This window comes from Hanstruepera ponticola (assembly GCF_012931685.1).
Classification (GTDB): domain Bacteria; phylum Bacteroidota; class Bacteroidia; order Flavobacteriales; family Flavobacteriaceae; genus Hanstruepera; species Hanstruepera ponticola.
The window spans coordinates 555,897-579,063 of record NZ_JABANC010000002.1 but is presented as its reverse complement, the minus strand read 5'-3'; the positions used below and the strand labels follow the sequence as shown (position 1 = coordinate 579,063).

Sequence of the window (23,167 nt, the reverse complement as noted above, 5' to 3'; positions counted from 1 at the left end):
GTGGACTTTACGTAGGGAAGGTTTGAAGCCATTACTTATAGTTGGTGTTGTACTTTGGTTATTTATTTTTATTAATTTCTAGATCAATTTGAAATAATAAATCTTTTGAATTGTTTTTTAATTCATCGAAAAGATTAATAAAATTTTTGTGTTTGTCGATATAAACCATTATGAGGTCCTCTAAACTTTGAAATTGTGAATTGGATGGGTCATTTAGATATTCAAAGTCTTTCATTCGAAACGTTCTGTCATTGAAAATTTCAGTCCACTCTTTTGGGTTTCTTGTAATTTTTATAGTTCCTGGATAAGTACTGACATAATTAGCCAAAAGCTCTCTAGAATATTCGTTAAACTCTTTAATATAATTGGCTTTGGATTCAATTAATCTATAATAATCAATCATCACTTCTTTTAAAGTTGGATTGGAAATAAAATTTAATTTTCCAGAACTTACGAGTTCCCTGTAGGTATTGTCTTGAATTGTAAGGTATTCAGAATCCCATAATGGAATATTCATCAACTCTCTGCATTCATCAATAGAGTTTTGAACTTCATAGATTTTTTGTAAAAATAAATTGTTCTGATTTATTAATAGATTAGCTCTTTCTTTGCTAATATTATAGTAATGAGTATCTTTTTCTAAATCTATTTTTAATCTTTTTAAGTAGAGTGTTTCTTCTTTTTTCAGTTTATTGGATTCATTCCAATTGTTAATCTGAAGAGCAATCAATATACCAATTACAACTAGAACTATTTCTCCAATGGCATATTTAAAATACTTTCCAGTTTTATTTTTTTCCATAAGGTTGTAGCGTATATGTCTAAAAAACTTAATCATATTTAACACATTTTAATTTTGAGCTTTCCGCAAGCGGCTATCTCCACCAAAGGTCTACTAGACCTTTGATTTTGCTTTGCAAAATTTTGTTGAGATAATCTAAAAAATTTTATCATTGGTTAGCGGTTTGTGTATGGCTTGTTGTGTGAAATGTCCAACGGACTTTTTTGTTGCAAACCGAAGATAGCAAATTTGCGTGGACTTTACGTAGGGAAGGTTTGAAGCCATTGCTTATAGCTATGTTGGCATTTCGTTGTTTTTATTCCGTTTTATTTTTTTCTTTATCTGCTTGTTTTTTTAAATTATATCTGGTCATAAGTGCCATTAATATTCCAAAAAAAGAGGCGTGAAATATAAATTTCCATATTTTGAAATCTTGTCCGTCAGAATAGTCAAATCCAGCCATTAGTCCAGCGTAGACGATTCCCGAAAACAAACCTGATTTTATTATTGCTTTTGTCTGCGTATTCATATTTTTTTTAAATTCGATTTTTAAGTTATATTCAATTCTGATTGAGTGAGCAATTCGGCAATTTGCTTAATTCTTCATACGGGTTTATCAACTAAAAATAACTTTTTATTTCCTATCTTATTCATAATTCAGTCTAATTAGTGAGAATTATTATTTTAAAAATCATTTTTCTTAATTTTTAGTGCGTTGCGCCAATGAATGCCAACGGTAAGTATAAATTACGTTTTAATATAATTTATACTTTGTTGTGTGTGGTTTATTTCTAGAACATTGATTTTAATTAAGCTTTTTGAAATAGTTATAATTCTGTTGTGGGAGGTAGTAAACAATAGTACCTTTTGTTTGAAGAGATTCAACAAAGCTTAATGCATCAGAACCAGCATTAAAGTTTATGTAATTGTCATTGATGGATAACCGTTTTATCTTATTAAGGTTTGATAATGGGGAGATATCGACAATTTCATTGGCACCAAGTTCCAGCCACTCAAGGTTGATCAATGATGAAAGTGTAGATACATGCTCAATTTGATTGTTCCAAAGAAATAAATTTTCCAAAGAAGTTAAGTTCTCCAGAGCGTTGAGATTTTCGATACGATTGTTTCGAAGGTCTAGGTGCTTCAGTGCTACAAGAGTAGCAAGAGGGCTTAAATCCAATATATCATTCCCGTGGAGTGATAGCTTGTCAAGCTTTAACAAACCTGAAAGAGGTGATAGGTTATCAATCTCATTGTAATCTAAATTCAGCTGAACAAGGTTAGTCAGGTTTGAAATAGGGCCAATATCAGTTAATTTATTCTTTGATATAATAAGATGCTCCAAGCTAATTAATTTTTTGATAGGTGAGAGATCTGAAACTTTATTCTCCGGCACCCAAATACCGTACATACTATCTAATTCAGATAGAGGTGAGAGATCGCTGATTTTTCCGTTACCAAGATTTAAGACTCGTAATCTTTTCAAGTTAGTTAAAGGCGACAGGTCACTAATTGGATTAGAATCCGCAGATATTATTTGTAGATTTTTAAAGAACTCAAGACCTTTTAACGAAGTGATTCCTCTATTTCGAATATCCAATCTTTTGATACTGTCAACATGTATTTTTGTGATTTCTCCCGATGGTAATCTAATTATTTCTCTAATTGCAATTTCAAGGTTTGAATCTTCGAAAGAAACAGTTTGAGCAGATGTAATTTGGTTGAAAAGGATAATGAAAAGTATCATTAGCGGTTTCATGGATTGCTTTAATGCTCTATTCATCTTATTTTTTATTACTGTTTTTAATATTCAGTGATTTTATCAACTTCAAGTTTTCTCATGGCTTCGCCTTCTACCAGTCTGTAAGAAACTTGTCTTGTTCCTCCAGTTGGTTCAGCATTTGTATCACCTTCTTTATAGATTGGAAAGCGTTGACCTAAAGTATTTTCAACGAGCGAAAATTCATCGTGTCCCATATATCCTTTATTTATCTCGCTGTTTTCTGCTGTAGGTTGAAAATACACCTCACTCATTGATTTCTTATTATTAACGGAAAATGCGTACACATTTCCGTAACTTCCACTTCCAACTGACCGAGTAAAAACAAAAAGTTCAGGTGAGCCATCAGAATTAAGGTCTTCAACTTCTGCGTTGATTACTTCTTCACCGTCAATGTTGAATGACTCTTGGTATTCACGTTCTTTTAATCCAAATGTGAAAATTGTTAGGGTGTTTTTGCCATCTTTTTCTATTGAAGAGACATTAAATCCAACGTCTTGTAAGTTTAGTACGCTATTGAATTTTGTTTTGTCAATTTGATTTTGATCAATTGGTTCATTTATTTTTTGGTATGTTCCGGCAATACTTGCACCACCAGAGCAATAAAAATACAGTACGTTTTCATCATCTTCCTTTTCTGCAGTTATAGTGATTTGCGTATTAGTGAATTCAAACAGAATGGATTTTCCATCAATTTGGGTTTGGTAAAGTTTGTCATCTACTTTATAAGCAACTGCATCAAATGTACAAGTAGGTTTTTTCTTGTCTGCTCTTGAGCGGACTGCAATATTCAATTGATTATTTTCTGTTTCTGTAACTGATATGGCTATCCAATCATAGCCTTCATTTCTCTGCGAATAACCGTCAGAAACATAGCTGCCTAATACATTTAACGCTTCAGTGAATTCTGTTTTTGAAACTTCTTCAATCTTTTTTGTTTCGTTTTTACAGCCGATAGTCAAAAAAAGAACCATCACGATAGCATAAAAATTATTATTCATATTTTCTGGCATTTGTTGTTATGTTAATTATCGCAACGGTTTTGTAAATGGTTTGTTGCGTGTTTTAAGCACCTAATTTAGCAAATACAAACGGAAAAGAAAATCCGTGAGAGACAAGCGTAGCGAACTGGCGCAAGCAATTGTCATAAGTTGGCGAGTTCTAGCCATTAATTATGCACGTGTTAGCCACAGGTTTTTTAATCGGCAATTTTGGTAAGTTCCATACCTAAAAACTGCATCCAGTTTTCGCCATCGCGACTAAATTCACCTATTTCAACCCATGTATTGTCTTTACTGTAATCACTAGTAAACCTCACGGTACCTTGATTTGGGATTTCCATTTTCCAACGAATAACTTTATCTGAAATGATGTCTATTTCTGAAATGGATATTTTATTATCCTTATAGGCTCTTAACATGAGTTTTTTGGTTTCTGGATCTACATACATCACGCCAAAAGCTTCATGAACAACAACGGTTTCATTGGTTTCAGCATCGGTTTTTGTTCCCAATCCTTCAGCAACCATAATGTTGCAATCTGTTTTGCAATAAATATGTTCTTTGATACGCGACTCAACTCGGCCTTCTCGAGTCATAGTCCAAGCATCACCTTCCCATGTGCCCAACATAAAATGTAAAGGTTCCATAGCGTTGGTAACTTTATCCAAATTGTTCTGTGAAAAAACAGAGCATGAAAAAGCGAGTATAATTATAAGATTTCCAATAAGAGTTTTCATAATGTTTGATTTATAATTTTAGTTGTTTAGCAATGCTATAATGCGTAATGGCGCACCCGTTCCGCCTTTTATTTTCATAGGTAAGGCAATAATGTCAAAACCATCCTGTGGTAATTTATCCAGATTGGTCAAATTTTCAAAAGCTGGTATGTTTTTAGATAGTAAAATAACATGACTTTTAAACAGTTGCGATTGCCCGTAATCTATGCTTGGTGTATCAATACCAATGGCGTTAATGTTTCTATTGTCAACCAGCCATTGTGCGGCTTCAGGTGATAATCCAGGGAAATGTAACAAGGCAATGGCATGGTCACCACGTTCGGTTGTGCCTAAATATTGTTCTTTATTTGGATAGTATTTTGCAAAACCTGTTTGCAACAACACAATACTGTTATTAGGAATTTGATGACCATTTTGGGTTTCCCAGCTTGTTAAATCTTCAACCGAAATCAAGTAATCGGGATTACCCTTGGCATTATCAGACACATCAATTTTTATAGCTGAACCTATTAAGTTTTCTAACGGAATTTCTTCAACGGTTTGCCCTGTTTTAGAAAAGTGAATGGGTGCATCTATATGGGTTCCACCATGCTCGGCAGTGGCAAAATTATTAGCAGAATAATAAAACCCTTTATCGGTGTCGCCTGCAAAAACGGTATCGAGTTCAAACTCTTTGGCTGTAACCCAATACACGGTTTCTTTGGAATACTCATGTGATAAATCAATAATGGTTTTATCAGACAAGTATTTTGGAGTTTCTGCGGTAACCGATTTGGTTTGTGTTTCACAGCTTAAAAGTATTAAACTAAATACTATGCTAAAGCTTTTTAGCAAGAAACTAACGTTTTGATTAGGAAATTTTAATTTTAAGTATAAGAAATATACAACCATTTTTAAGGTTTCGTTTACGTGTTTGTGTATGGTTTGTTGCGGAATTCAGCCAAAGCTCATTTTGAGCAAGGATGAGCCAGTTTGTGACTGGCGAAAATTCCGTCGGAGAAAAATGAGCTAGGCTGTGCCTTGTTAATTTTCCGATGAACTAAATATACAAAAAACGAGTTCAACTCTTCCTCTTAACCAACTAGCGCAGCAATGAATTATACACGTTGTTGTGCACAGTATTGTTAACTATCTCTATTTGAGATTCCATCAATTTTATTACTAGGCAATCCATTGTAAATTCCACTTACTTTTTTAGGAAGAGCTATCATATACTCGACGATTATGTTCACTAAATCAAAAAGTTGACCAACGGTTTCGGGATTATCAGTATCAATTTGTCCTGGATGAACTGCATCATTTCCAGTAACTCTAACAATATCCAATGATTGTTGAACAATTTCTGGAAGCCCTTTTTTTACAAGTTCTCCGATATCTTTATTGATATTTTTTCCATCTTCTCCAAGTTCCTTACAAAGAACTTGAATTGCAAGTCTCAATAAAGCAGCTGCTCCGCGTGAAGATTTTGAATGTATCGAAGTAGCTTCTAAATAGAGTTTCCGAACTGATTCTGGCATTTCTGGGTTAGGAAATGGTGCGTTTCCATTTTCAGGATAATGCATTTTGTCCTTAATCCAGAGTGTGTTTTCATTACAGTTATGGCATTTACCAACTCTAATTGGTTCGTACTCTCTTCTATGACTAGAATCTCTTACACCATTCCACTTTGAACTCCACCAATCTTGCTTTGATAATACACCACAATTTGGGCAGGTAAAGTTATTAGAGAATACTTCAGGTTTTACAAATTTCATAAAGATAAATTTTATTCAAGATTATCGTAATTTATAAATTCCCAAGGAATTTCTCTTTTAAATGTCTGAATAAATTCTTCCATTTGTTCAAGTGAAATACTTTCTTTGAAAATTCGTATCATTCGAGTTTTTTCTGTGTCATCTCGAAATATTTCAGCAATTAATTCATCATTTCGATAGATTTCAACTCCAATTCCGTCACGCTTGTTTACGTCACTCGCAATTATAACTCTATCTTTATTTTCTTTCATTTGCGTTCAGTTGAGATATTGTGCACAACGCTATGATATGAATGCGTTTTAATATTTCGACAAGCTCAATACAGGTTATCTATATCAACTGTAAACGAAGTTCGTCTATTTTTTTGATATAATCAAGTAAATAGCGAACACCAAAAATAATAGCTGTATCTTTGACACCTAATAGAAAATGGCGCTATAAATAAGAATGTCATTTGTACAATTATTTATATGTCATTTCAATCTTTAGGCTTAACCGATGCCTTACTAAAAGCGGTTTCTCAACAAGGTTATACTGAACCATCACCCATTCAACAAAAAGCCATTCCAGTTATTTTGGAAGGAAAAGATGTTTTAGCCTCTGCACAGACAGGTACTGGAAAAACAGCTGGTTTTACCTTACCTATGTTGCAATTATTGGAAGAAAATAAGCATCAAAAATACAGACCCATTCGTGCGCTTATTTTAACACCAACTCGGGAATTGGCTGCACAGGTTTATGAAAACGTGAAAGCATATAGCGAATTTACCAATTTACGTTCGGTTGTTATTTTTGGTGGTGTTAATCAGAAGCCACAAGCGGCTGCTATACGCAGAGGTGTCGATATTTTAGTTGCCACTCCAGGTCGTTTAATAGATTTGCAAAACCAAGGGATAGTGTCGTTAAAACGTGTTGAAATTCTGGTTTTAGATGAAGCCGATCGTATGCTAGACATGGGTTTTTTACGCGATATTGAGCGTATCATGGATTCAATGCCTAAAAAACGACAAAGTTTGTTGTTTTCAGCTACATTTTCAAAAGAGATTAGAAAGTTGGCTAATGGTATTTTGCACCAACCTGTGACGGTTGAGGCCACGCCTGAAAACACAGCTGTTGAGGTTATCAATCAGAAAGTGTATCGTGTAGCCAAAGGCAAAAAAACGGGATTAATTATCAAGTTAATTTCAGATGGGAACTGGAAACAGGTTTTGGTTTTTACCCGAACTAAGCATGGTGCTAACAAGCTTTGTAAAAAAATGATTGGTGCGGGAATTTCAGCTGCTGCTATTCATGGCAATAAGAGTCAAGGTGCTAGAACCAAAGCATTAGGTGGTTTTAAATCAGGGAAAATTAGTGCTTTGGTGGCAACAGATATTGCTGCTAGAGGTTTGGATATTCCATTATTACCACATGTTATTAACTTTGAGTTACCCAATATTTCTGAAGACTATGTACACCGCATTGGCAGAACAGGTAGAGCAGGAGCCAGTGGTGAAGCTATATCTTTAGTAAGTGCTGATGAAACAACCTATTTACGAGATATTGAAAAATTAATTGGTGAAAAAATACAAGCAGCTATTATTGAAGGATTTGAACCAGATCCTAACGCGTCAACCGAACCCAGAAAGCAAGGTCAAGGTAGGCAACAACGCTCTAAACCTAAAGGAGAAAATAAGCAACAATCTAAAAGCGGTAATGCGTCTCATACTGGACGAAACCGAAATAGAAATAAAAATAGAAGACGCTCAAATAATTAAGTTTTGACACCAATTTTAAGAGATAAAATACTGGCTGTTTGTGATAAGAAAATAGCTCAAAAAGGCGATGCTGTTGGTTTGTCGTTTTATGCCTTTTTTGCTAATAAAAATGACCATCCAGAATTATTAATGGAAGCTGCAACATGGTGGATACAAACACACCAATTAGATCATTTTGAAAAGGCTGTAAAAATTAAAAGCTTGATACATGGAGAGTCAGCCAAATAATCCACTTCATGGTATTAAACTCGAACAAATCATTAATGAGTTAGAAGCTCATTATGGTTGGGAATATATGGGACATGTTATTAATATTCGTTGTTTTACTGATAATCCTTCGGTTAAATCTAGTTTAAAATTTTTAAGACGGACACCTTGGGCACGAACTAAAGTTGAAGCAATGTATTTAACTATGCTTAAAAATAAACAGTAGTTTATGCGTTTTTTGAAGATGCGGTAATATTTGTGTTCTTTAAAAAAATCATTTTTCAAGATTGATTATTCATACTCATTCGATTGCTATTTAATTGGAATTTCATGATTTTTAGAGGAGGAATAAACAAAAAGATTAATTATTGAATATTGAATATTGAATGGATTATCAAAAGGCTTTAATTAAATAATGTATTTATAAAGTGCAACCTATTTATATTAATGTCAATTAAAAAAGTCTATCCTTTTGAAAGAATAGACTTCATTTTTTTTAAGTATCTACAATTATTTTTTGCTTTTTTGTTCTTTTATAGTTTTCTCATCAATATCAAAATCGTTGGTTTCAATATTGGTGTTTCCTGTTGGATTTGTAGGATTTGTTTGTTCTTTTGTAGGTTTAAATTTTCTTTTATCTGTTATAGTTCCCATAGTTTTTAATTTTTGTGTTCGCTAAAAGATAACAATTATGTTGTGGATGTTTATTAAAACTCTCTTAAAATCAGGTTTTTAAGTGTTAAAATCCTAGCTTTTTTTCTTATTACTGGTAGCTATTATAGCTTCAACATCTAAACCTTCACCAAAAGCATATATAGCAGACATGGCAGCTTTCATAGAAATGTTGTAGTATTCAAAATCACTATTAGTCATATAGCGAACTTCACCAGCATCAATTTTTGGAGCATCAGGAATGTAAATGGTGGTATGCGTTTTTGTTTTGTCAGTAATAAACCCAATGCGATAAAAACTATCTTCTTTAAAAATTATAGCTTGCCAGAACTCATTTATAACATTATTGTTATCACCAATTAAACGGAATTTCAGCATTTGAAGTGATGGCATAAAAATGAATAATTTTTTTTCTACACCAGAACTCCAATTTTTTACAATCCCTTTTTCTATAAGTAAGCCAGCTACAAAACATAAAATTATAAGGAGTATAATAGTAACGATAATAATCGATGCCGAACCAAAAACTGAATTTAGATCAAGTGCCTCACTTATTTTGGCACTAATAGGCTTGAGAGTTTTGTGTATTTGTGTCCAAGCAAAAATTATCAATAATAGCGGAACTATAAAAAATAGTCCTCCAAAAATTAGAGCTCTTGACGATTTATTTAAAATACCCATAGTGATTATTAATTAAACTCCCAGCCAAAAGTAGATTGAAACACATAATCAGATACCGATGCTCCCTCAACAGGTTTGCTATCATAGTTATAGGTTAATCCTAATTTTATAAAGAAATCTAATGGGAGATCATATTTTAGATTCAAATTATAGTCGGCTCTGTATCTGCCGGATTCAGTTAAACTGGGATAAAATGTCAGATTTGTATTGAGGTTAAAATCTTTTACATCAAAAATATCCAAGGCCAATCCTACATAAGCCTCTAGGGAATTTCTATTGGTGTTATTAATGTCTGTGAACTTTTCGTTGTTGAAAGCTAAACCAAAACCACCACCAAAATACATACGGTTAGAATGTATGACATATTTACCTAGTCCACTTTTTACCGTAGAACGCAATTGAAGTTTTTGTTCATCGTTAGATAAAAAGTCACCTGAAAGGGAATAAAACCAATCTTTTTTCATGAAATATTTGAGACCTACAGAAGCATCTACACGGCTAGTTGCATCAACACTGTCTTGATTACTTCTTACCAAATTATAGCTTCCATTTAAGCCCCATTTATAAGCGGTATAAGATAAATTACTATTTACTGACAATTGACTTAAATTATTGCTTTTCGTAAAATTATAACCAAGCGAAACAGATGCTTTTATTCGGGATAAAAATTTATTTTTTACGGGATTGATATATACAATATCTCTTATTTTAACCAATTCATTATTATGACCTTGTAATGTGACAACAGCCGAATCACCATCTTTTGTATACATAGAACTATTTATTCTTGTACCGTCAGAAAGTGTCATAAGGTAGTTTTGTTTACTTTTAATACTAATGATGTCTATCCAGGTTATAGTAAAGTCAGAATCACTATAATCAGTTTCAATAGTAACAACACCTCTGTCCATTGATTTAATTTCACCAACTAACTTGTCATTGTTTTTTAAGACGATTGTGTCGTTTTGAGACCATGAAATAAAAGGTGCTAAAACGACTAAAAAAAGAAATGTAATTTTTTGATATGCCATTATTAACTTGTTTTTATGCATTTGGTATTTATCCTTTTGGGAATAATAGTACTAGCATGGCTCTAAAACCCCAATCTGCAGTATTGGCATTGCCGTAGGGTATTCTTGGACCAATAGCGAACTGTGTGAGTTGCTTTCCGATACTAAATACTTTTGCACCAACAAGATGAAGACTTCCTGAAGTTGCATCAGCATCCCAATTTTGAGTTAATTCAGTGTTTAGAGTTATAGAATAGCCACCTTTAATGTTTTTTGCAATAAAAGGTTGTAAAAATGTATTATTTACATCGGCTCTGTCATTACTTCCTGCCACAGACCAAATATGGTTTGCTAAAGCACCAATTGTAAATTTTCCTGCTTGTTTAAGTATGACTACAGTAGGACCCATTCCAAATTTTTCAGTCCCTAGTAAGTCGTCAGTAGCTGTTGGAACTAGCAATACAGGACCTGCTCCCCAAATAATACCATTTGATGTAGGTTCTTTTGGAGAGAAAAATCCACTCACAACAGCATCACTTAAGCCAAATTGACTACCACTATTACCATAAACATTGTGTTGAGAAATTACAGGTAAAATTACTCTGCCAATTAAGTTCCAATGCTCACTAATGCTTAATGGAATTACCGGTTGAATGTTTAGTGTCATTCGTGAACCGTTTTCCGTACCAATACCAAAATCAAAATTCCCTTGAAACGGTACGCTTATTAAACTAGCAACAGGGTTTTGTAATTGCTTGGCTAGTTTGTCTGCTTGAGATATTTCTGGGTCTTGATTATCGACTATGTTATCAGGGTTATCTTGTGAAAAGGCCAAACTTTGAATAAGTATGGCTAGTAGAAAATATAAATTCTTCATTTATTGATGATTGATTAGTCGTTATAAAGATAACTGTTTTTGAGCAAAACAACTAGCCTATAGATATTGTTGGGATGAAATTTTCAATATTATCTAAAGGACTTTTTTTTATAAATTTTACGAACGCACTACCAATAATGGCACCTTTGGCATATTGTGTTGCTTGATTAAATGTCTTGTGATTTGATATGCCAAAACCAACAATTTGCGGATTATTGAGATTTAAGTCTGCTATACGTTTGAAGTAGTTGGTTTGTTCTTCGCCGAATCCGAGTTTAGCTCCAGTGGTACTAGCCGAACTTACCATATAAATAAATCCATTAGAAACGGAATCTATATATCTTATACGTTCGTCAGATGTTTGTGGCGTAATAAGAAATACATTAATGAGTCCGTATTTTTCAAAAGTTGCTTTATACTGTTCTACAAAAACGTCCACAGGTAAATCAGGTAGTATTAAGCCATCAATCCCTATTTCTTGACATCTTTTACAAAAGGCTTCAACACCATATTGTAAAATGGGATTAAAATAGCCCATGATGATTAATGGAATAGAAACCGATTTCCGAATATCTTGTAATTGATTGAATAACACTTCAGTTGTCATGCCATTTTTTAAGGCTTGTGTAGAGCTAGCTTGTATGGTGGGACCATCGGCTAAAGGGTCGCTAAACGGTAGGCCAATTTCAATCATATCCACACCGCTTTTCTCAAGGTTTTTAATAATTGTGGTTGTATCATTTAAATTGGGATAACCCGCTGTGAAATAAATAGAGATTAACTTTTTGTCTTCTTGTAATTTTTGATTGATTCTATTCATATTTATAAGTTAAAGTAATCAATATAGTTTTGTAAATCTTTATCACCGCGTCCCGATAAACTAATTACTACAATGTCATCGGGTTTAAATGTTTTGTGCTTAAAAACAGCCAATGCATGGGCTGTTTCAATGGCTGGTATAATACCTTCTAATTGTGTTAGTTCTAGCCCAGCCTGCATAGCGTCATCATCAGTTGCCGAATAAAATTCGCCACGTCCAGTTTTGTATAAATGTGCATGCAGTGGTCCAACGCCTGGATAGTCTAATCCAGCCGAAATGGAATAGGGTTCTGTTATTTGACCATCATTAGTTTGCATTAAGAGTGTTTTACAACCATGAATAATACCTGCTTTTCCTAAAGCCGATGTTGCAGCACTTTTTCCAGAGTCAATGCCTTTTCCAGCTGCTTCAATAGCAATTATTCCAACCCCTTTATTGTCTAAAAAATGGTAGTAGGTACCAGCAGCATTACTACCACCTCCAATACAAGCCACGACATAGTCAGGATACTCACGATTTTCTTTTTCCTTTAATTGCCATGTTATTTCTTCAGAAATAACCGATTGAAAACGTGTTACCATATCTGGATATGGATGAGGTCCAATTGCAGACCCGATAATATAATGCGTGTTTTCAGGGTTATTAATCCAATCTCTAATGGCTTCGTTAGTAGCGTCTTTTAGTGTTTTACTACCAGAAGTAGCTGGTACAACCCTTGCTCCAAGCATTTTCATTCTGGCAACATTGGGTGCTTGTCTAGCTATATCAATTTCACCCATATAAACAATACACTCTAAACCCATTAACGCACAAACAGTAGCTGTGGCTACACCATGCTGTCCTGCACCCGTTTCTGCAATTATGCGTGTTTTGCCTAATCGTTTGGCCATTAATATTTGACCAATAGTATTGTTGATTTTATGCGCGCCAGTATGATTTAAGTCTTCGCGTTTTAGATAGATTTTAGTTTGATACTTTTTACTCAATCGATTGGCGAAATATAGTGGAGAAGGACGACCGACATAATCCTTAAGTAACTGGTTGAACTGTTTCTGAAAGCTCGGTTCAACCATTACTTTTAGATAATTTTGCCGTAGTTCCTCAACATTTGGATAGAGCATTTCTGGAATGAAAGCTCCTCCAAATTCTCCGTAGTATCCTTTTTCGTTGATGTTGTATGACATAATGTTATTTTTATGTCATGCTGAACTTGTCGAAGCATCTCTTTCGAGATTCTTCACTTCGTTCAGAATGACAATCTGTTTTTAAATTCTTTTAATTCTTCAATATTTTTTAAACCTGGTTCAATTTCAAATTTACTATTGACATCTATACCGTAGCAATATTTGGATTCCTGTTTGGCTAGGAATGACAAGATATCATCTACATTTTCTAATCCAATACCACCACTTAAAAAGAAAGGTTTTGTTGATGGATAATTACTTAAAACGCGCCAATCAAAAGAATAACCATTGCCACCAGGAAGTTTGCCTTTAGTATCGAACAAGAAATAATTGCATGCGTCTTCATAAGATTCTAAAACTGAAAAATCAAATTCATTTTTAATGGAAAAAACCTTAATAACTTCAACACCTGACGATTTTAAAATTCGACATAATTCAGGTGATTCATGACCATGAAGTTGAATTACATTCAAATTGTGCGCGTCAATCTGTCTGGAGATAAATTCAACTTTTTCATCAACAAAAACACCAACTTTTTTTATCTCTGGTGCTATTTCAGGTATTGAGTTTTCAAAACATCTAGGTGAGGGTTCATGAAATATAAAGCCGAGATAATCCGGTTGCAATCTGGCAACTTCAAAAATATTATCGTGATATTTCATACCGCAAACTTTTAACTTCATTTTATTCTCGCAAAAGCGGGAATCTCACCACGCTTCTTATTTTCTGTCATTGCTGCGAAAGCAGGAATTTTATTCATATTGTTTGATTTATAATTGATTCCGCATCAAGTGCGGAATGACAATTCTATATTTCTAAATTATCTATAAACTCTTTGGCAGTTTCACCAGGATTATTAGTTTTCATGAAATTCTCGCCAATTAAAAATCCTTTGTAACCGTAAGATTGCAATTCTCGAATTGATTCAATAGAACTTATACCACTTTCAGAGACTTTTACGAATTCATCTGGTATTATCTTGCTTAATGTTTTACTTGTTTCTAAACTAACTTCAAAAGTTTTTAAATTGCGATTATTCACGCCTAACATATCCAGACTAGGCATAATTGATTTATGTAATTCTGCTTCGTTGTGAACCTCTAAAAGTACATCCAAATGGAGTGTTTTAGCTAATTTTGAAAATTGTTTGATTTCATCTTTAGAAAGTATTGCAGCGATTAATAAAATGGCATCAGCTCCATAAGCTTTCGCTTCAATAATCTGATAGGTATCTACAATAAATTCCTTTCGTAGTATAGGTAAATGACAACTTGCTCTTGTTATAAGTAAGTCATCTAAACTACCACCAAAATACTTTCCATCAGTTAAAACCGACATCCCACAAACGCCTGCAACTTCATATCCTTTGGCTACATCTTGGATATTTGTATTTTGATTAATCACGGACTTTGAAGGTGAGCGTCTTTTGTGTTCTGCTATAATACCTGTTTTGCTTTTGCTTAAAGCAGTTGCAAGTGACATTGTTTGTCTTTCGAACAGTACAGAATTTTCTAATTGAGAAACTGGAATTAGACTTTTTTTTAAGCCAATTTCAACATGTTTGTCTCTTATTATTTTGTCTAAAATGTTCATTAGTTTTGGCTTAATTCTACAAGAGTTTTAAAACTATTTAGGGCTTTGCCTGATATCAAGGATTCTTTAGCTATTTGAAAGCTGTCTTCAATTGATGTATTATTTACTGTTGATATGGCCAATGCGGCATTGGCGCAAACTACATTGTTTTGTGCATCAGTGCCTTGACCTAGCAAAATATGGGTGAAAATTTTTGCCGATGATTCAATCGAATTTCCGCCGTGAATTTGTTCTTGTTTTAATGGGTTGAGATTAAAAGTTGAAGCATCAATAATTTGTTCTCTATCATTTTGAATAACTTTGGCTGCACCTGTAAGCGATATTTCATCGTAGCCATCCAATGCATGTACAAGTGTGTATTTCTTTTTTGTGTTTTGGTATAGATAACTGTAAAGCCTTAATAATTCTAAACTAAACACACCGACTAATTGGTTTTTTGGAAAAGCAGGATTAACCATAGGACCAAGCATATTAAAAAATGTTTTGACACCTAATTCTTTTCTAATTGGAGCTACATGTTTCATAGCTGGATGAAACAATGGAGCATGCAATACACAAATGCCTGCTTGCTCTAAACAACACTCTAAGAAATCGGGATTGTTAGAAAATTTAATGCCCAAAAACTCCATAACATTTGATGATCCACATGCTGAAGACACACCATAGTTGCCGTGTTTTGTAACATGAATACCTGTTCCAGCTGTAACAAATGAAGCTAAAGTTGATATGTTGAACGTATCTTTACCATCACCACCAGTACCACATAAATCAATGGTACTATAATTATCTAATTTTACAGGAATGCATAACTCTAATAAGGCATCACGAAAACCTTGTAATTCCTCTATGGTTATTGTTCGCATCATATAGACTGTTAAGAATGATGCAATTTGACTTTGATTATAATCTCCTTTAGAAATATTTACCAATACGGCTTTGGCTTCTTCGCTAGAGATGCTTTCTTGATTTATTAATCTGTTTAAAATATGTTTCATATTAATGTTCAACCCAGTTTTTTAAAATGTCTTTTCCATTTGGTGTTAATACGGATTCAGGATGAAATTGTACGCCTCTCACATCATAGTCTATGTGTTTTAAGGACATAATTTGCCCATTGTCATCTCGTGACGTTGCAACTAAACAATCAGGAAGGTCATTGCTCACAACCCATGAATGGTAACGTCCAACTTCAATATGCTTATCTAGTCCACTAAACAAATAATCTTCAGTATCAATAATTTCAATTTTAGTAGAAACACCGTGAAAAACTGAATCCAGATTAATTATGGAACCACCAAAAACTTCCCCTATTGCTTGTTGTCCCAAGCACACACCTAAAATACTTTTGGTGGAAGCAAACTCTTTTATCAAGGGTTTTAATAATCCAGCTTCATTTGGAATTCCTGGTCCAGGTGACAATAAAATTTTATTGAACGCTTTTACAGCTTCAAGTTGAAATTTATCATTTCTTAAAACGATTACATCACAATCTAAATCTTCTAAATAATGAACCAGATTGTAAGTGAAACTATCGTAATTATCTATAACTAATACTTTTTTCATGTTATAAGGTTTCGGCAAGTTCTATAGCTTTTGTTAATGCACCTAACTTGTTATATACTTCTTGTAATTCATTTTCAGGATTGGATTTTGATACCAAGCCTGCACCAGCCTGCCAATGTAACTGATGGTTTTTACTCAAAAATGTTCGAATCATAATGGCGTGGTTATAATTGCCGCTAAAGTCCATGAAACCTATGGCACCTCCATAAACCTCACGGCTTGTTTTTTCATATTGCTCTATAAGTTGCATGGCTCTGTGTTTTGGAGCACCAGATAACGTTCCAGCAGGAAATGTGTCCGCTACCACTTGCATGGTTGTTGTTTGACTGTTCTTTATTCCAGATACCTTACTGACTAAATGAATGACATGTGAAAAGAATTGAATTTCTTTATAAGTATCCACTTTTACCGTACTACCATGTCTGCTTAAATCATTTCTTGCTAAATCAACAAGCATAACATGTTCAGCATTTTCTTTGTCATCCATAGCTAATTTTTTAGCTAGTTCGGCATCGTGTTCATCATTACCTGTGCGTTTAAAAGTTCCAGCAATTGGATGTATTTCAGCCTTACCTTTATTGACAATAAGTTGTGCTTCTGGCGAGCTTCCAAAAATCTTAAAGTTTCCATAATCAAAATAGAATAAATATGGTGATGGATTGATACTTCTTAATGCACGATAAACATTAAATTCATCACCTTTAAATTGTTGTGAGAACTTTTTTGAAAGCACCAATTGAAAGACATCACCTCTGGCGCAATGTTCTTTAGCTTTTGTTACATGCTTTTTATATTCCTCATCAGTTAAATTTGATTTGGTTTCACCATTTGTTTCAAAATTAAAGGCTGCGTAATTTTTAGATTTTATGAGCTGTAATAAATCATCAATATTATTTTCGGCATTAAAACAATGTGCAAAAACATAAGCTTCATTTTTAAAGTGATTTATAGCAATTATGTTTTGGTAAACAGCATAGTAAATGTCAGGGATCTCTAAATTATTCGGTTTTTTTGAAATTGAGATATCTTCAAAATACCTTACAGCATCATAGGCTGTAAAACCAAAAATACCATTATTAATGAACTTGAATTCCTTGGACGACTGTGTCTTAAAGCGTTTTGTGAATTTATGTATTTTATCGGCAACTTTAGTTTTTTTAGTTATTTGTGTGGTCAAACTGCTGCCATCAGGAAATTGCTGTAAGATTTTTTCATTCTGAACTTTTATTGAGGCAATTGGATTGCAACAAATGTATGAGAAGCTATTATCATTGGCATGATAATCACTACTCTCTAGTAAGATACTATTGGGAAACTTATCCCTTATTTTAAGGTACACACTAACAGGTGTTAAGGTATCTGCCAATATTTTTTTGTAATGTGTATAGAGACTGAATGTTTTCATAATTCAAATAAAAAAGGCTTGTCGTGAATGACAAGCCTTTTAAATATTTTTAATTAAATATATAGGGTTAATTCACGAAAGTTGTTTTCGAAAATTCCACCACCAGATATTGTTTATTATTAATTTCATTGTTTAATCAAATATAGAATGAATTTGTTAGTATCCAAAATAAAATCAAAAAAAAACTACCATGCAAGATGGTAGTTTTCTAGTTACTAGACATGTAAAGAGAATTAGTTAGCTATTAATCGAATCTTTTCCAGTAACTTGTTTAATTCTCGGGATTCCACTTTGGTTAGTTGGCTTGTTAAATCTTTTTCAATGTTATCAATCAAAATATCTAGAGTTTCTAAAACTTCAAGACCTTTTTTGGTTATTGTTATATCTAATTTTCGTTTGTTTGCTGCATTTAGTTTTTTGGTAACATAATTCTTGACTACTAATTTGTCAATCAACCTAGTTGTGTTACTCATTTTTGTTATCATCCGCTCTTGAATATCAGAAAGCGACGCAGCAACCCCTTTTTTACCTCTTAATATTCTTAAAACATTAAATTGTTCTAAAGAAATATCATGAGCTTTAAGGCTTTCATTTAATTTGTGATTAACCAGATTGGCTGTATAAATTAAACTAACAACAGTTTTTTTAGTGTCTGATAACGATTTACTTGTTTTAAGAATGTCTTCAATTCTCATGACAACTGTTGTATATACAAATGTAAAAAAATATATGTATAAACCACTAATAATTAAATATTTGTTAAACATTATTTGGTCTCAAAAGTTATCTATAATTTTAAGCTTATGAAGTATATATTTGTGTTTTTAGCTGTTTTCTTATTTAATTGTAATAATGATAAAAAAGATGTTACGTTAAATAAAGATGATAGGGTTACAGAAAGTGTTGATGCAACACAGCAAGACACCTCTTTGAAAATTTATGATTTTGCAGGTGTTGAGAAATATCTAAATTATAATGATGATAAAACATATATAGTCAACTTTTGGGCTACATGGTGTGCACCATGTGTAAAGGAATTACCATATTTTGAAAAAATAGGAGCTGATTATAAATCAGAAGATGTAGAAGTGATTCTCGTTAGTCTTGACTTCCCAAAGCATTATGAATCTAAATTAAAACCTTTTATTGCTGAAAAAAAACTACAATCTAAAGTGATTGTTTTGAATGATGTTGATAGCAATTCATGGATACCAAAGGTTAACGAAAACTGGTCAGGAGCTATACCAGCAACTTTAATATACAATAATGATAAAAGACAGTTTTATGAACAGTCTTTCAGTTATGAAGAATTAGAAACCGAACTTAAACAATTTTTAAAATAACAATTATGAAAACACTAAAAACAATTTTTACTTTCCTGGTTGTAGCAACATTATTTGCCTTTACAACAGGTACTGATAGTGGTGGTTATGATATTGGCGATATTGCTACCGATTTTAGTTTAGAAAACATCGATGGGAAAATGGTGTCATTGGCTGATTTTAAAGAAGCCAAAGGGTTTATAGTAATCTTTACCTGTAATACCTGTCCTTATGCTGTTGCCTATGAAGATAGAATAGAAGCTCTGAATAAAAAATATGCAAGTAAAGGTTATCCAGTAATTGCCATTATGCCTAATAATACAGATGTAAAACCTGGAGACAACATGGAAGCTATGAAGGCAAGAGCTAAAGCTAAGGGCTTTACATTTCCTTATTTAATGGATAAAGGACAAAAAATTTATCCGCAATATGGTGCTACAAAAACACCGCATGTATATGTTTTACAAAAAACAAAAAAAGGAAATGAGGTGAAGTACATTGGAGCAATAGATGATAATTACCAAGATGCCAGTGCGGTCAATCAAAAGTATGTTGAAAACGCTGTTGACGCTTTATTAAATGGGAAAGAAGTCCCAGAAACAAAAACAAGAGCGATAGGCTGCTCCATAAAAGTTTAATAATTATCTAATCCGAAGCGTAACACTTCGGATTTTTTTTCGTCTTTTAATTAAAGAAATCTTAATTTTGTTTTAATTCAAATTAAAGATCATGGCAGATTATACCCAAACTGAATGGCGCGAAAAGTTAGATAAAGATTCTGATGCAGTAATAATTGATGTGCGAACCGAACAAGAACTAGAGGACGGTTTTATACCCAATGCCATTCATCTTGACATCTACCAAGGACAAGCATTTATTGACAAGGTCCAAGAATTGGATAAAAACAAGCATTATTATGTTTATTGTAAATCCGGTGGCAGGAGTGCTCAAGCATGTGCCATTATGAACCAATTAGGTTTTAAGAGTGCTTATAACCTTGTAGGAGGATTTACAGAATGGCAAGGAGAAACCACTAAAAGTTAAACACAACAAATGAAAAAAAGTATCATACTTTGCGCTTTATTACTATTTATAGGTGTTAGTAGCTGCAAAAAAGAGGCGAAAAAAGGAGAGGTTAAGGTTGTATCGGTTGAAGAAATGCAATCGCTATTAGAATTGGAAGATATTCAATTGGTTGATGTGAGAACACCTGAAGAATATCAAGAAGGCTATATTGCAAATTTTCAGAACATCGATTTTTTATCGCCAACCTTTGATGAGGATATTGCTAAATTAGATAAAAATAAACCTGTAATTTTATATTGTAAATCTGGAGGCAGAAGTGCTAGTTGTGCACAAAAAATGCTAGATGCTGGATTTGTCAAAATTTATGATTTAGAAGGTGGTATTTCTAAATGGCAACACGAAGGGCAAGAGGTTAAAGTGTTGCAGTAAGCATTTATAATAGTGTTAATTGTCACCTAAATTATTCCCTAAAAAATGAAACCCTTGAATTTACTAGGTTTTCAAGGGTTTTTTGTGGAGTCGGAGAGAATCGAACTCTCGTCCAAACAAGTAATCAAAGGGCTTTCTACACGTTTATTCTGTTCTTGTTTTTTCGATTATAAGCTGGTTACAGACAACCTACTTACAACTTATCTTCTTAAGTTTCAAACGCAAATCGAAGCACTTCACGTTCTATATTAACATTTACGATGCCTCTAATCGAACGCCGTTAATCAAGGCTTTCAGGAGACATTTAGCTTGTACACCTTGTGTACCTAGGCCAATCCTACTATAATTCGGATTAGGCAGCTAAAGCGTAGTTATTCTCGCCGTTTAAAAGTTTGACCTAGCCTTTTACGTGTTTCAAAGTCATTACACGACGTGCTTACCATTTCATTAATCTCGCTGTCAAAACCAGTCGACCCCAATTTTTAATTATCAAAATGATAATGGATTGCAAAGTTATCAAAAAGTTTGTATAACCTTGCCAATACACTTATTTTCGTGCAATAATTATTCCAACTTATAAGTTATGAAGTTTGCCATCATAAAAGAACGTAAAAATCCTCCTGATAGACGTGTTGTTTTTTCACCTGAAAAATTGGCTGAAGCCAGAGCACAGTTTCCTCATGCCGAGTTTGTGGTTGAATCTAGCAATATTCGTATATTTCCTGATAGTGCTTATAAAGCAATGGGTTTTACAGTCACTGAAGATGTGTCAGATTGTGATGTCATGTTAGGCGTAAAAGAAGTCCCGATTGAAAATTTGATACCCAATAAAAAATACTTTTACTTTTCTCATACCATAAAAAAGCAGCCTTATAATAGGAAGTTATTGAAAGCTATGCTTAATAAAAATATTGAGATGTATGATCATGAAACTATAATTAAGCAAAGTGGGGCACGTTTAATTGGTTTTGGGCGTTATGCTGGATTGGTTGGAGCTTATAATGGGTTTAGAGCTCTAGGATTACGCGATAACCTTTTTAACTTACCAAAAGTTGAAACTTTAGCCGATTTAAATGAGGTTAAAGCCGAGCTCGATAAAATTACATTACCAAACATTAAAATATTGTTGTCTGGAACGGGTAAAGTTGCTCAAGGTGCGAAAGAAATTTTAGATCACCTCAAAATTAAAGAGGTTAGTGATGCGCTATATCTAACTTCTGAATTCACAGAACCAGTTTATTGTAGGGTTGATGTGATGGAATATAATAAGCGTAAAGATGGTAAAGTAGGAGATAAGTGGGCTTTTTATAAGGATCCAACAGCTTACAAGAGTAACTTTATGCCTTATGCCAAAGAAACTGACTTTTTTATAGCGGGTCATTTTTATGGTAATAATGCACCCTATTTGTTTACAAGAGAAGATGCCAAGCATCCAGATTTTAGAATAAATTTAGTGGCTGATATTAGCTGTGACATTGACGGACCAGTAGCATCGACCATACGAGCATCAACAATAGCCAATCCTTTTTATGGGTATGATGCCCAGACAGAAAGCGAAGTAGCCTTTGATGCTAGTGGAGCTATTACTGTAATGGCAGTAGATAATTTACCTTGCGAATTACCAAAAGATGCCAGTGAAGGTTTTGGTGATATGTTTCTAGAGCATGTTATTCCAGCTTTTTTTAACAATGATGAACGTGGTATTTTAAAGCGTGCAAAAATTACCGAGAATGGTAAGCTTACAGAACGCTTTGCGTACCTTCAAGATTATGTAGATGGAAACTAGAAAAACGGCTTTAATAACAGGAGGCGCATCTGGTTTGGGGTATGAATTAGTCTTGTTGTTTGCAAAAGATAACTATGGATTGGTGTTAGTTGACATTGATTCGGATAAGCTTTTGGAAACCAAAAAAGAAATAGAATCTACTTATCAAGTACCAGTACAAATAATGGCTAAAGATTTGAGCCAAGTCAATATCTCTGAAGAAATTGTGTCTGAATTGGGAGAAACTCAAATAGATGCTTTAGTAAATAATGCAGGATTTGGTGCTTTTGGAGCCTTTCATGAAGTTGATTGGGAGCGTCAGGAACAAATGTTGAATCTGCATGTTATGACTACAACCCATCTTACAAAGTTGATTTTAGATGGTATGGTGAAACGTGGTTCAGGAATGATATTAAACTTATCATCATTAGCGGCTTTTCAGCCAGGACCATTGATGTCTTTGTATTATGCTACCAAAGGTTATATTTTATCTTTTTCCGAAGCTATTGCTAACGAATTAAAAGGAACTGGTGTTACAGTTACAGCCTTGTGTCCTGGGCCAACTAAAACGTCTTTTCAGCAAGTTGTATCCAGTGCTTCTTCAGAGAATAAAATCACTTTCAATATGGCTAATGCCAAAGATGTGGCTGCTTATGGTTACAAGGCTATGAAAAAAGGCAAGTCTGTTGCTATCCCTGGTGGATTGAATAAAATTTTGGGGACACTACCGCGTTTTGTACCACGCAATATGGCCACTCAAATAGTAAGAAGGATTCAAGAAAAGAATAGGGAAGAATAAA

Annotated in this window: 29 protein-coding genes and 1 other RNA gene; 9 read left to right on the top strand and 21 right to left on the bottom strand. The window is 33.5% G+C overall.

Annotated features, from left to right (window positions below; genetic code table 11):
* Positions 1 to 58: 58 nt before the first annotated feature.
* The 8 genes from HGK31_RS08615 to HGK31_RS08580 all read right to left on the bottom strand — a co-directional run bounded on the left by HGK31_RS08615 (position 59) and on the right by HGK31_RS08580 (position 6,307).
* On the bottom strand, positions 59 to 838 hold the full coding sequence (locus HGK31_RS08615; protein ID WP_191859362.1) for a DUF6090 family protein: 780 nt from the start codon (positions 836 to 838) through the stop codon (positions 59 to 61).
* Positions 839 to 1,097: 259 nt separating this feature from the next.
* Positions 1,098 to 1,310 carry a hypothetical protein gene (locus HGK31_RS08610; protein WP_191859361.1) on the bottom strand — a complete coding sequence of 71 codons (213 nt, stop codon included), beginning with the start codon at positions 1,308 to 1,310 and terminating at the stop codon, positions 1,098 to 1,100.
* Positions 1,311 to 1,586: 276 nt separating this feature from the next.
* Entirely contained in the window at positions 1,587 to 2,567 is a 981-nt protein-coding gene (locus HGK31_RS08605; RefSeq protein WP_191859360.1) for a leucine-rich repeat domain-containing protein, read from the bottom strand.
* A gap of 20 nt (positions 2,568 to 2,587) precedes the next feature.
* Positions 2,588 to 3,565 carry a PliI family lysozyme inhibitor of I-type lysozyme gene (locus HGK31_RS08600; protein ID WP_191859359.1) on the bottom strand — a complete coding sequence of 326 codons (978 nt, stop codon included), beginning with the start codon at positions 3,563 to 3,565 and terminating at the stop codon, positions 2,588 to 2,590.
* A gap of 197 nt (positions 3,566 to 3,762) precedes the next feature.
* Positions 3,763 to 4,302 (bottom strand): hypothetical protein, encoded by a 540-nt coding sequence (locus HGK31_RS08595; RefSeq protein WP_191859358.1) that lies wholly within the window; start codon positions 4,300 to 4,302, stop codon positions 3,763 to 3,765.
* 18 nt (positions 4,303 to 4,320) lie between these two features.
* Positions 4,321 to 5,136 carry a cyclase family protein gene (locus HGK31_RS08590; protein WP_233451036.1) on the bottom strand — a complete coding sequence of 272 codons (816 nt, stop codon included), beginning with the start codon at positions 5,134 to 5,136 and terminating at the stop codon, positions 4,321 to 4,323.
* A gap of 290 nt (positions 5,137 to 5,426) precedes the next feature.
* Positions 5,427 to 6,056, bottom strand: coding sequence for a DUF4145 domain-containing protein (locus tag HGK31_RS08585; protein ID WP_191859356.1), 630 nt, complete (start codon positions 6,054 to 6,056; stop codon positions 5,427 to 5,429).
* A gap of 11 nt (positions 6,057 to 6,067) precedes the next feature.
* Entirely contained in the window at positions 6,068 to 6,307 is a 240-nt protein-coding gene (locus HGK31_RS08580; RefSeq protein WP_191859355.1) for a hypothetical protein, read from the bottom strand.
* A 219-nt stretch (positions 6,308 to 6,526) separates the two neighbouring features.
* Between HGK31_RS08580 and HGK31_RS08575 the strand changes: the two genes are divergently transcribed.
* From HGK31_RS08575 to HGK31_RS08565, 3 genes are read left to right on the top strand one after another with little or no spacing between them, the layout of a single operon-like run.
* Positions 6,527 to 7,813 (top strand): DEAD/DEAH box helicase, encoded by a 1,287-nt coding sequence (locus tag HGK31_RS08575; RefSeq protein ID WP_191859354.1) that lies wholly within the window; start codon positions 6,527 to 6,529, stop codon positions 7,811 to 7,813.
* 3 nt (positions 7,814 to 7,816) lie between these two features.
* Complete coding sequence (locus HGK31_RS08570) at positions 7,817 to 8,041, top strand: DUF6500 family protein (protein WP_191859353.1); 225 nt, start codon at positions 7,817 to 7,819, stop codon at positions 8,039 to 8,041.
* Complete coding sequence (locus HGK31_RS08565; RefSeq protein WP_191859352.1) at positions 8,022 to 8,246, top strand: VF530 family protein; 225 nt, start codon at positions 8,022 to 8,024, stop codon at positions 8,244 to 8,246. The genes HGK31_RS08570 and HGK31_RS08565 overlap by 20 nt, the downstream gene beginning before the upstream one ends.
* A gap of 284 nt (positions 8,247 to 8,530) precedes the next feature.
* Here the strand turns inward: HGK31_RS08565 and HGK31_RS08560 are convergent, their stop codons facing one another.
* From HGK31_RS08560 to HGK31_RS08505, 12 genes are all read right to left on the bottom strand, one after another.
* Entirely contained in the window at positions 8,531 to 8,674 is a 144-nt protein-coding gene (locus HGK31_RS08560) for a hypothetical protein (protein WP_191859351.1), read from the bottom strand.
* Positions 8,675 to 8,767: 93 nt separating this feature from the next.
* Positions 8,768 to 9,373: a hypothetical protein gene (locus tag HGK31_RS08555; protein WP_191859350.1), complete on the bottom strand. Its 606-nt coding sequence runs from the start codon at positions 9,371 to 9,373 to the stop codon at positions 8,768 to 8,770.
* A gap of 8 nt (positions 9,374 to 9,381) precedes the next feature.
* A complete protein-coding gene (locus tag HGK31_RS08550) occupies positions 9,382 to 10,404 on the bottom strand; it encodes a DUF481 domain-containing protein (RefSeq protein ID WP_191859349.1) in 1,023 nt (340 codons plus the stop codon).
* Between the two features lie 28 nt (positions 10,405 to 10,432).
* Entirely contained in the window at positions 10,433 to 11,260 is an 828-nt protein-coding gene (locus tag HGK31_RS08545; protein WP_191859348.1) for a transporter, read from the bottom strand.
* Positions 11,261 to 11,312: 52 nt separating this feature from the next.
* The gene (gene trpA / locus HGK31_RS08540) at positions 11,313 to 12,080 is read right to left on the bottom strand and encodes a tryptophan synthase subunit alpha (protein WP_191859347.1); all 768 of its coding nucleotides are present in this window, start codon (positions 12,078 to 12,080) and stop codon (positions 11,313 to 11,315) included.
* Between the two features lie 2 nt (positions 12,081 to 12,082).
* The gene (trpB, locus tag HGK31_RS08535) at positions 12,083 to 13,264 is read right to left on the bottom strand and encodes a tryptophan synthase subunit beta (protein ID WP_191859346.1); all 1,182 of its coding nucleotides are present in this window, start codon (positions 13,262 to 13,264) and stop codon (positions 12,083 to 12,085) included.
* 62 nt (positions 13,265 to 13,326) lie between these two features.
* Positions 13,327 to 13,947 (bottom strand): phosphoribosylanthranilate isomerase, encoded by a 621-nt coding sequence (locus HGK31_RS08530; RefSeq protein WP_191859345.1) that lies wholly within the window; start codon positions 13,945 to 13,947, stop codon positions 13,327 to 13,329.
* A 124-nt stretch (positions 13,948 to 14,071) separates the two neighbouring features.
* Positions 14,072 to 14,857, bottom strand: coding sequence for an indole-3-glycerol phosphate synthase TrpC (gene trpC / locus HGK31_RS08525; RefSeq protein WP_191859344.1), 786 nt, complete (start codon positions 14,855 to 14,857; stop codon positions 14,072 to 14,074).
* A complete protein-coding gene (trpD, locus tag HGK31_RS08520) occupies positions 14,857 to 15,852 on the bottom strand; it encodes an anthranilate phosphoribosyltransferase (protein ID WP_191859343.1) in 996 nt (331 codons plus the stop codon). The genes trpC and trpD overlap by 1 nt, the downstream gene beginning before the upstream one ends.
* A gap of 1 nt (position 15,853) precedes the next feature.
* Positions 15,854 to 16,420: an anthranilate synthase component II gene (locus HGK31_RS08515; protein WP_191859342.1), complete on the bottom strand. Its 567-nt coding sequence runs from the start codon at positions 16,418 to 16,420 to the stop codon at positions 15,854 to 15,856.
* Position 16,421: 1 nt separating this feature from the next.
* Complete coding sequence (locus tag HGK31_RS08510) at positions 16,422 to 17,825, bottom strand: anthranilate synthase component I family protein (RefSeq protein ID WP_191859341.1); 1,404 nt, start codon at positions 17,823 to 17,825, stop codon at positions 16,422 to 16,424.
* Positions 17,826 to 18,058: 233 nt separating this feature from the next.
* Positions 18,059 to 18,520 (bottom strand): MarR family winged helix-turn-helix transcriptional regulator, encoded by a 462-nt coding sequence (locus tag HGK31_RS08505; protein ID WP_104734506.1) that lies wholly within the window; start codon positions 18,518 to 18,520, stop codon positions 18,059 to 18,061.
* A 108-nt stretch (positions 18,521 to 18,628) separates the two neighbouring features.
* Between HGK31_RS08505 and HGK31_RS08500 the strand changes: the two genes are divergently transcribed.
* The 4 genes from HGK31_RS08500 to HGK31_RS08485 all read left to right on the top strand — a co-directional run bounded on the left by HGK31_RS08500 (position 18,629) and on the right by HGK31_RS08485 (position 20,602).
* Complete coding sequence (locus tag HGK31_RS08500; protein ID WP_191859340.1) at positions 18,629 to 19,168, top strand: TlpA disulfide reductase family protein; 540 nt, start codon at positions 18,629 to 18,631, stop codon at positions 19,166 to 19,168.
* Positions 19,169 to 19,173: 5 nt separating this feature from the next.
* Complete coding sequence (locus HGK31_RS08495; RefSeq protein ID WP_191859339.1) at positions 19,174 to 19,785, top strand: thioredoxin family protein; 612 nt, start codon at positions 19,174 to 19,176, stop codon at positions 19,783 to 19,785.
* A gap of 91 nt (positions 19,786 to 19,876) precedes the next feature.
* Positions 19,877 to 20,191, top strand: coding sequence for a rhodanese-like domain-containing protein (locus HGK31_RS08490; protein WP_191859338.1), 315 nt, complete (start codon positions 19,877 to 19,879; stop codon positions 20,189 to 20,191).
* 9 nt (positions 20,192 to 20,200) lie between these two features.
* Positions 20,201 to 20,602 (top strand): rhodanese-like domain-containing protein, encoded by a 402-nt coding sequence (locus tag HGK31_RS08485; RefSeq protein ID WP_191859337.1) that lies wholly within the window; start codon positions 20,201 to 20,203, stop codon positions 20,600 to 20,602.
* A gap of 82 nt (positions 20,603 to 20,684) precedes the next feature.
* On the opposite strand, the gene ssrA is transcribed toward HGK31_RS08485, so the two are convergent.
* Positions 20,685 to 21,079, bottom strand: a transfer-messenger RNA (tmRNA) gene (ssrA, locus tag HGK31_RS08480).
* Positions 21,080 to 21,185: 106 nt separating this feature from the next.
* Between ssrA and HGK31_RS08475 the strand changes: the two genes are divergently transcribed.
* Together HGK31_RS08475 and HGK31_RS08470 are read left to right on the top strand one after the other, a co-directional pair.
* Positions 21,186 to 22,388 carry an NAD(P)-dependent oxidoreductase gene (locus HGK31_RS08475; protein WP_191859336.1) on the top strand — a complete coding sequence of 401 codons (1,203 nt, stop codon included), beginning with the start codon at positions 21,186 to 21,188 and terminating at the stop codon, positions 22,386 to 22,388.
* Positions 22,378 to 23,166, top strand: a complete 789-nt coding sequence (locus HGK31_RS08470) for an SDR family NAD(P)-dependent oxidoreductase (RefSeq protein WP_191859335.1) — start codon at positions 22,378 to 22,380, stop codon at positions 23,164 to 23,166. Before HGK31_RS08475 ends, HGK31_RS08470 begins: the two co-directional genes overlap by 11 nt.
* The last annotated feature ends 1 nt before the right edge of the window (position 23,167 follow it).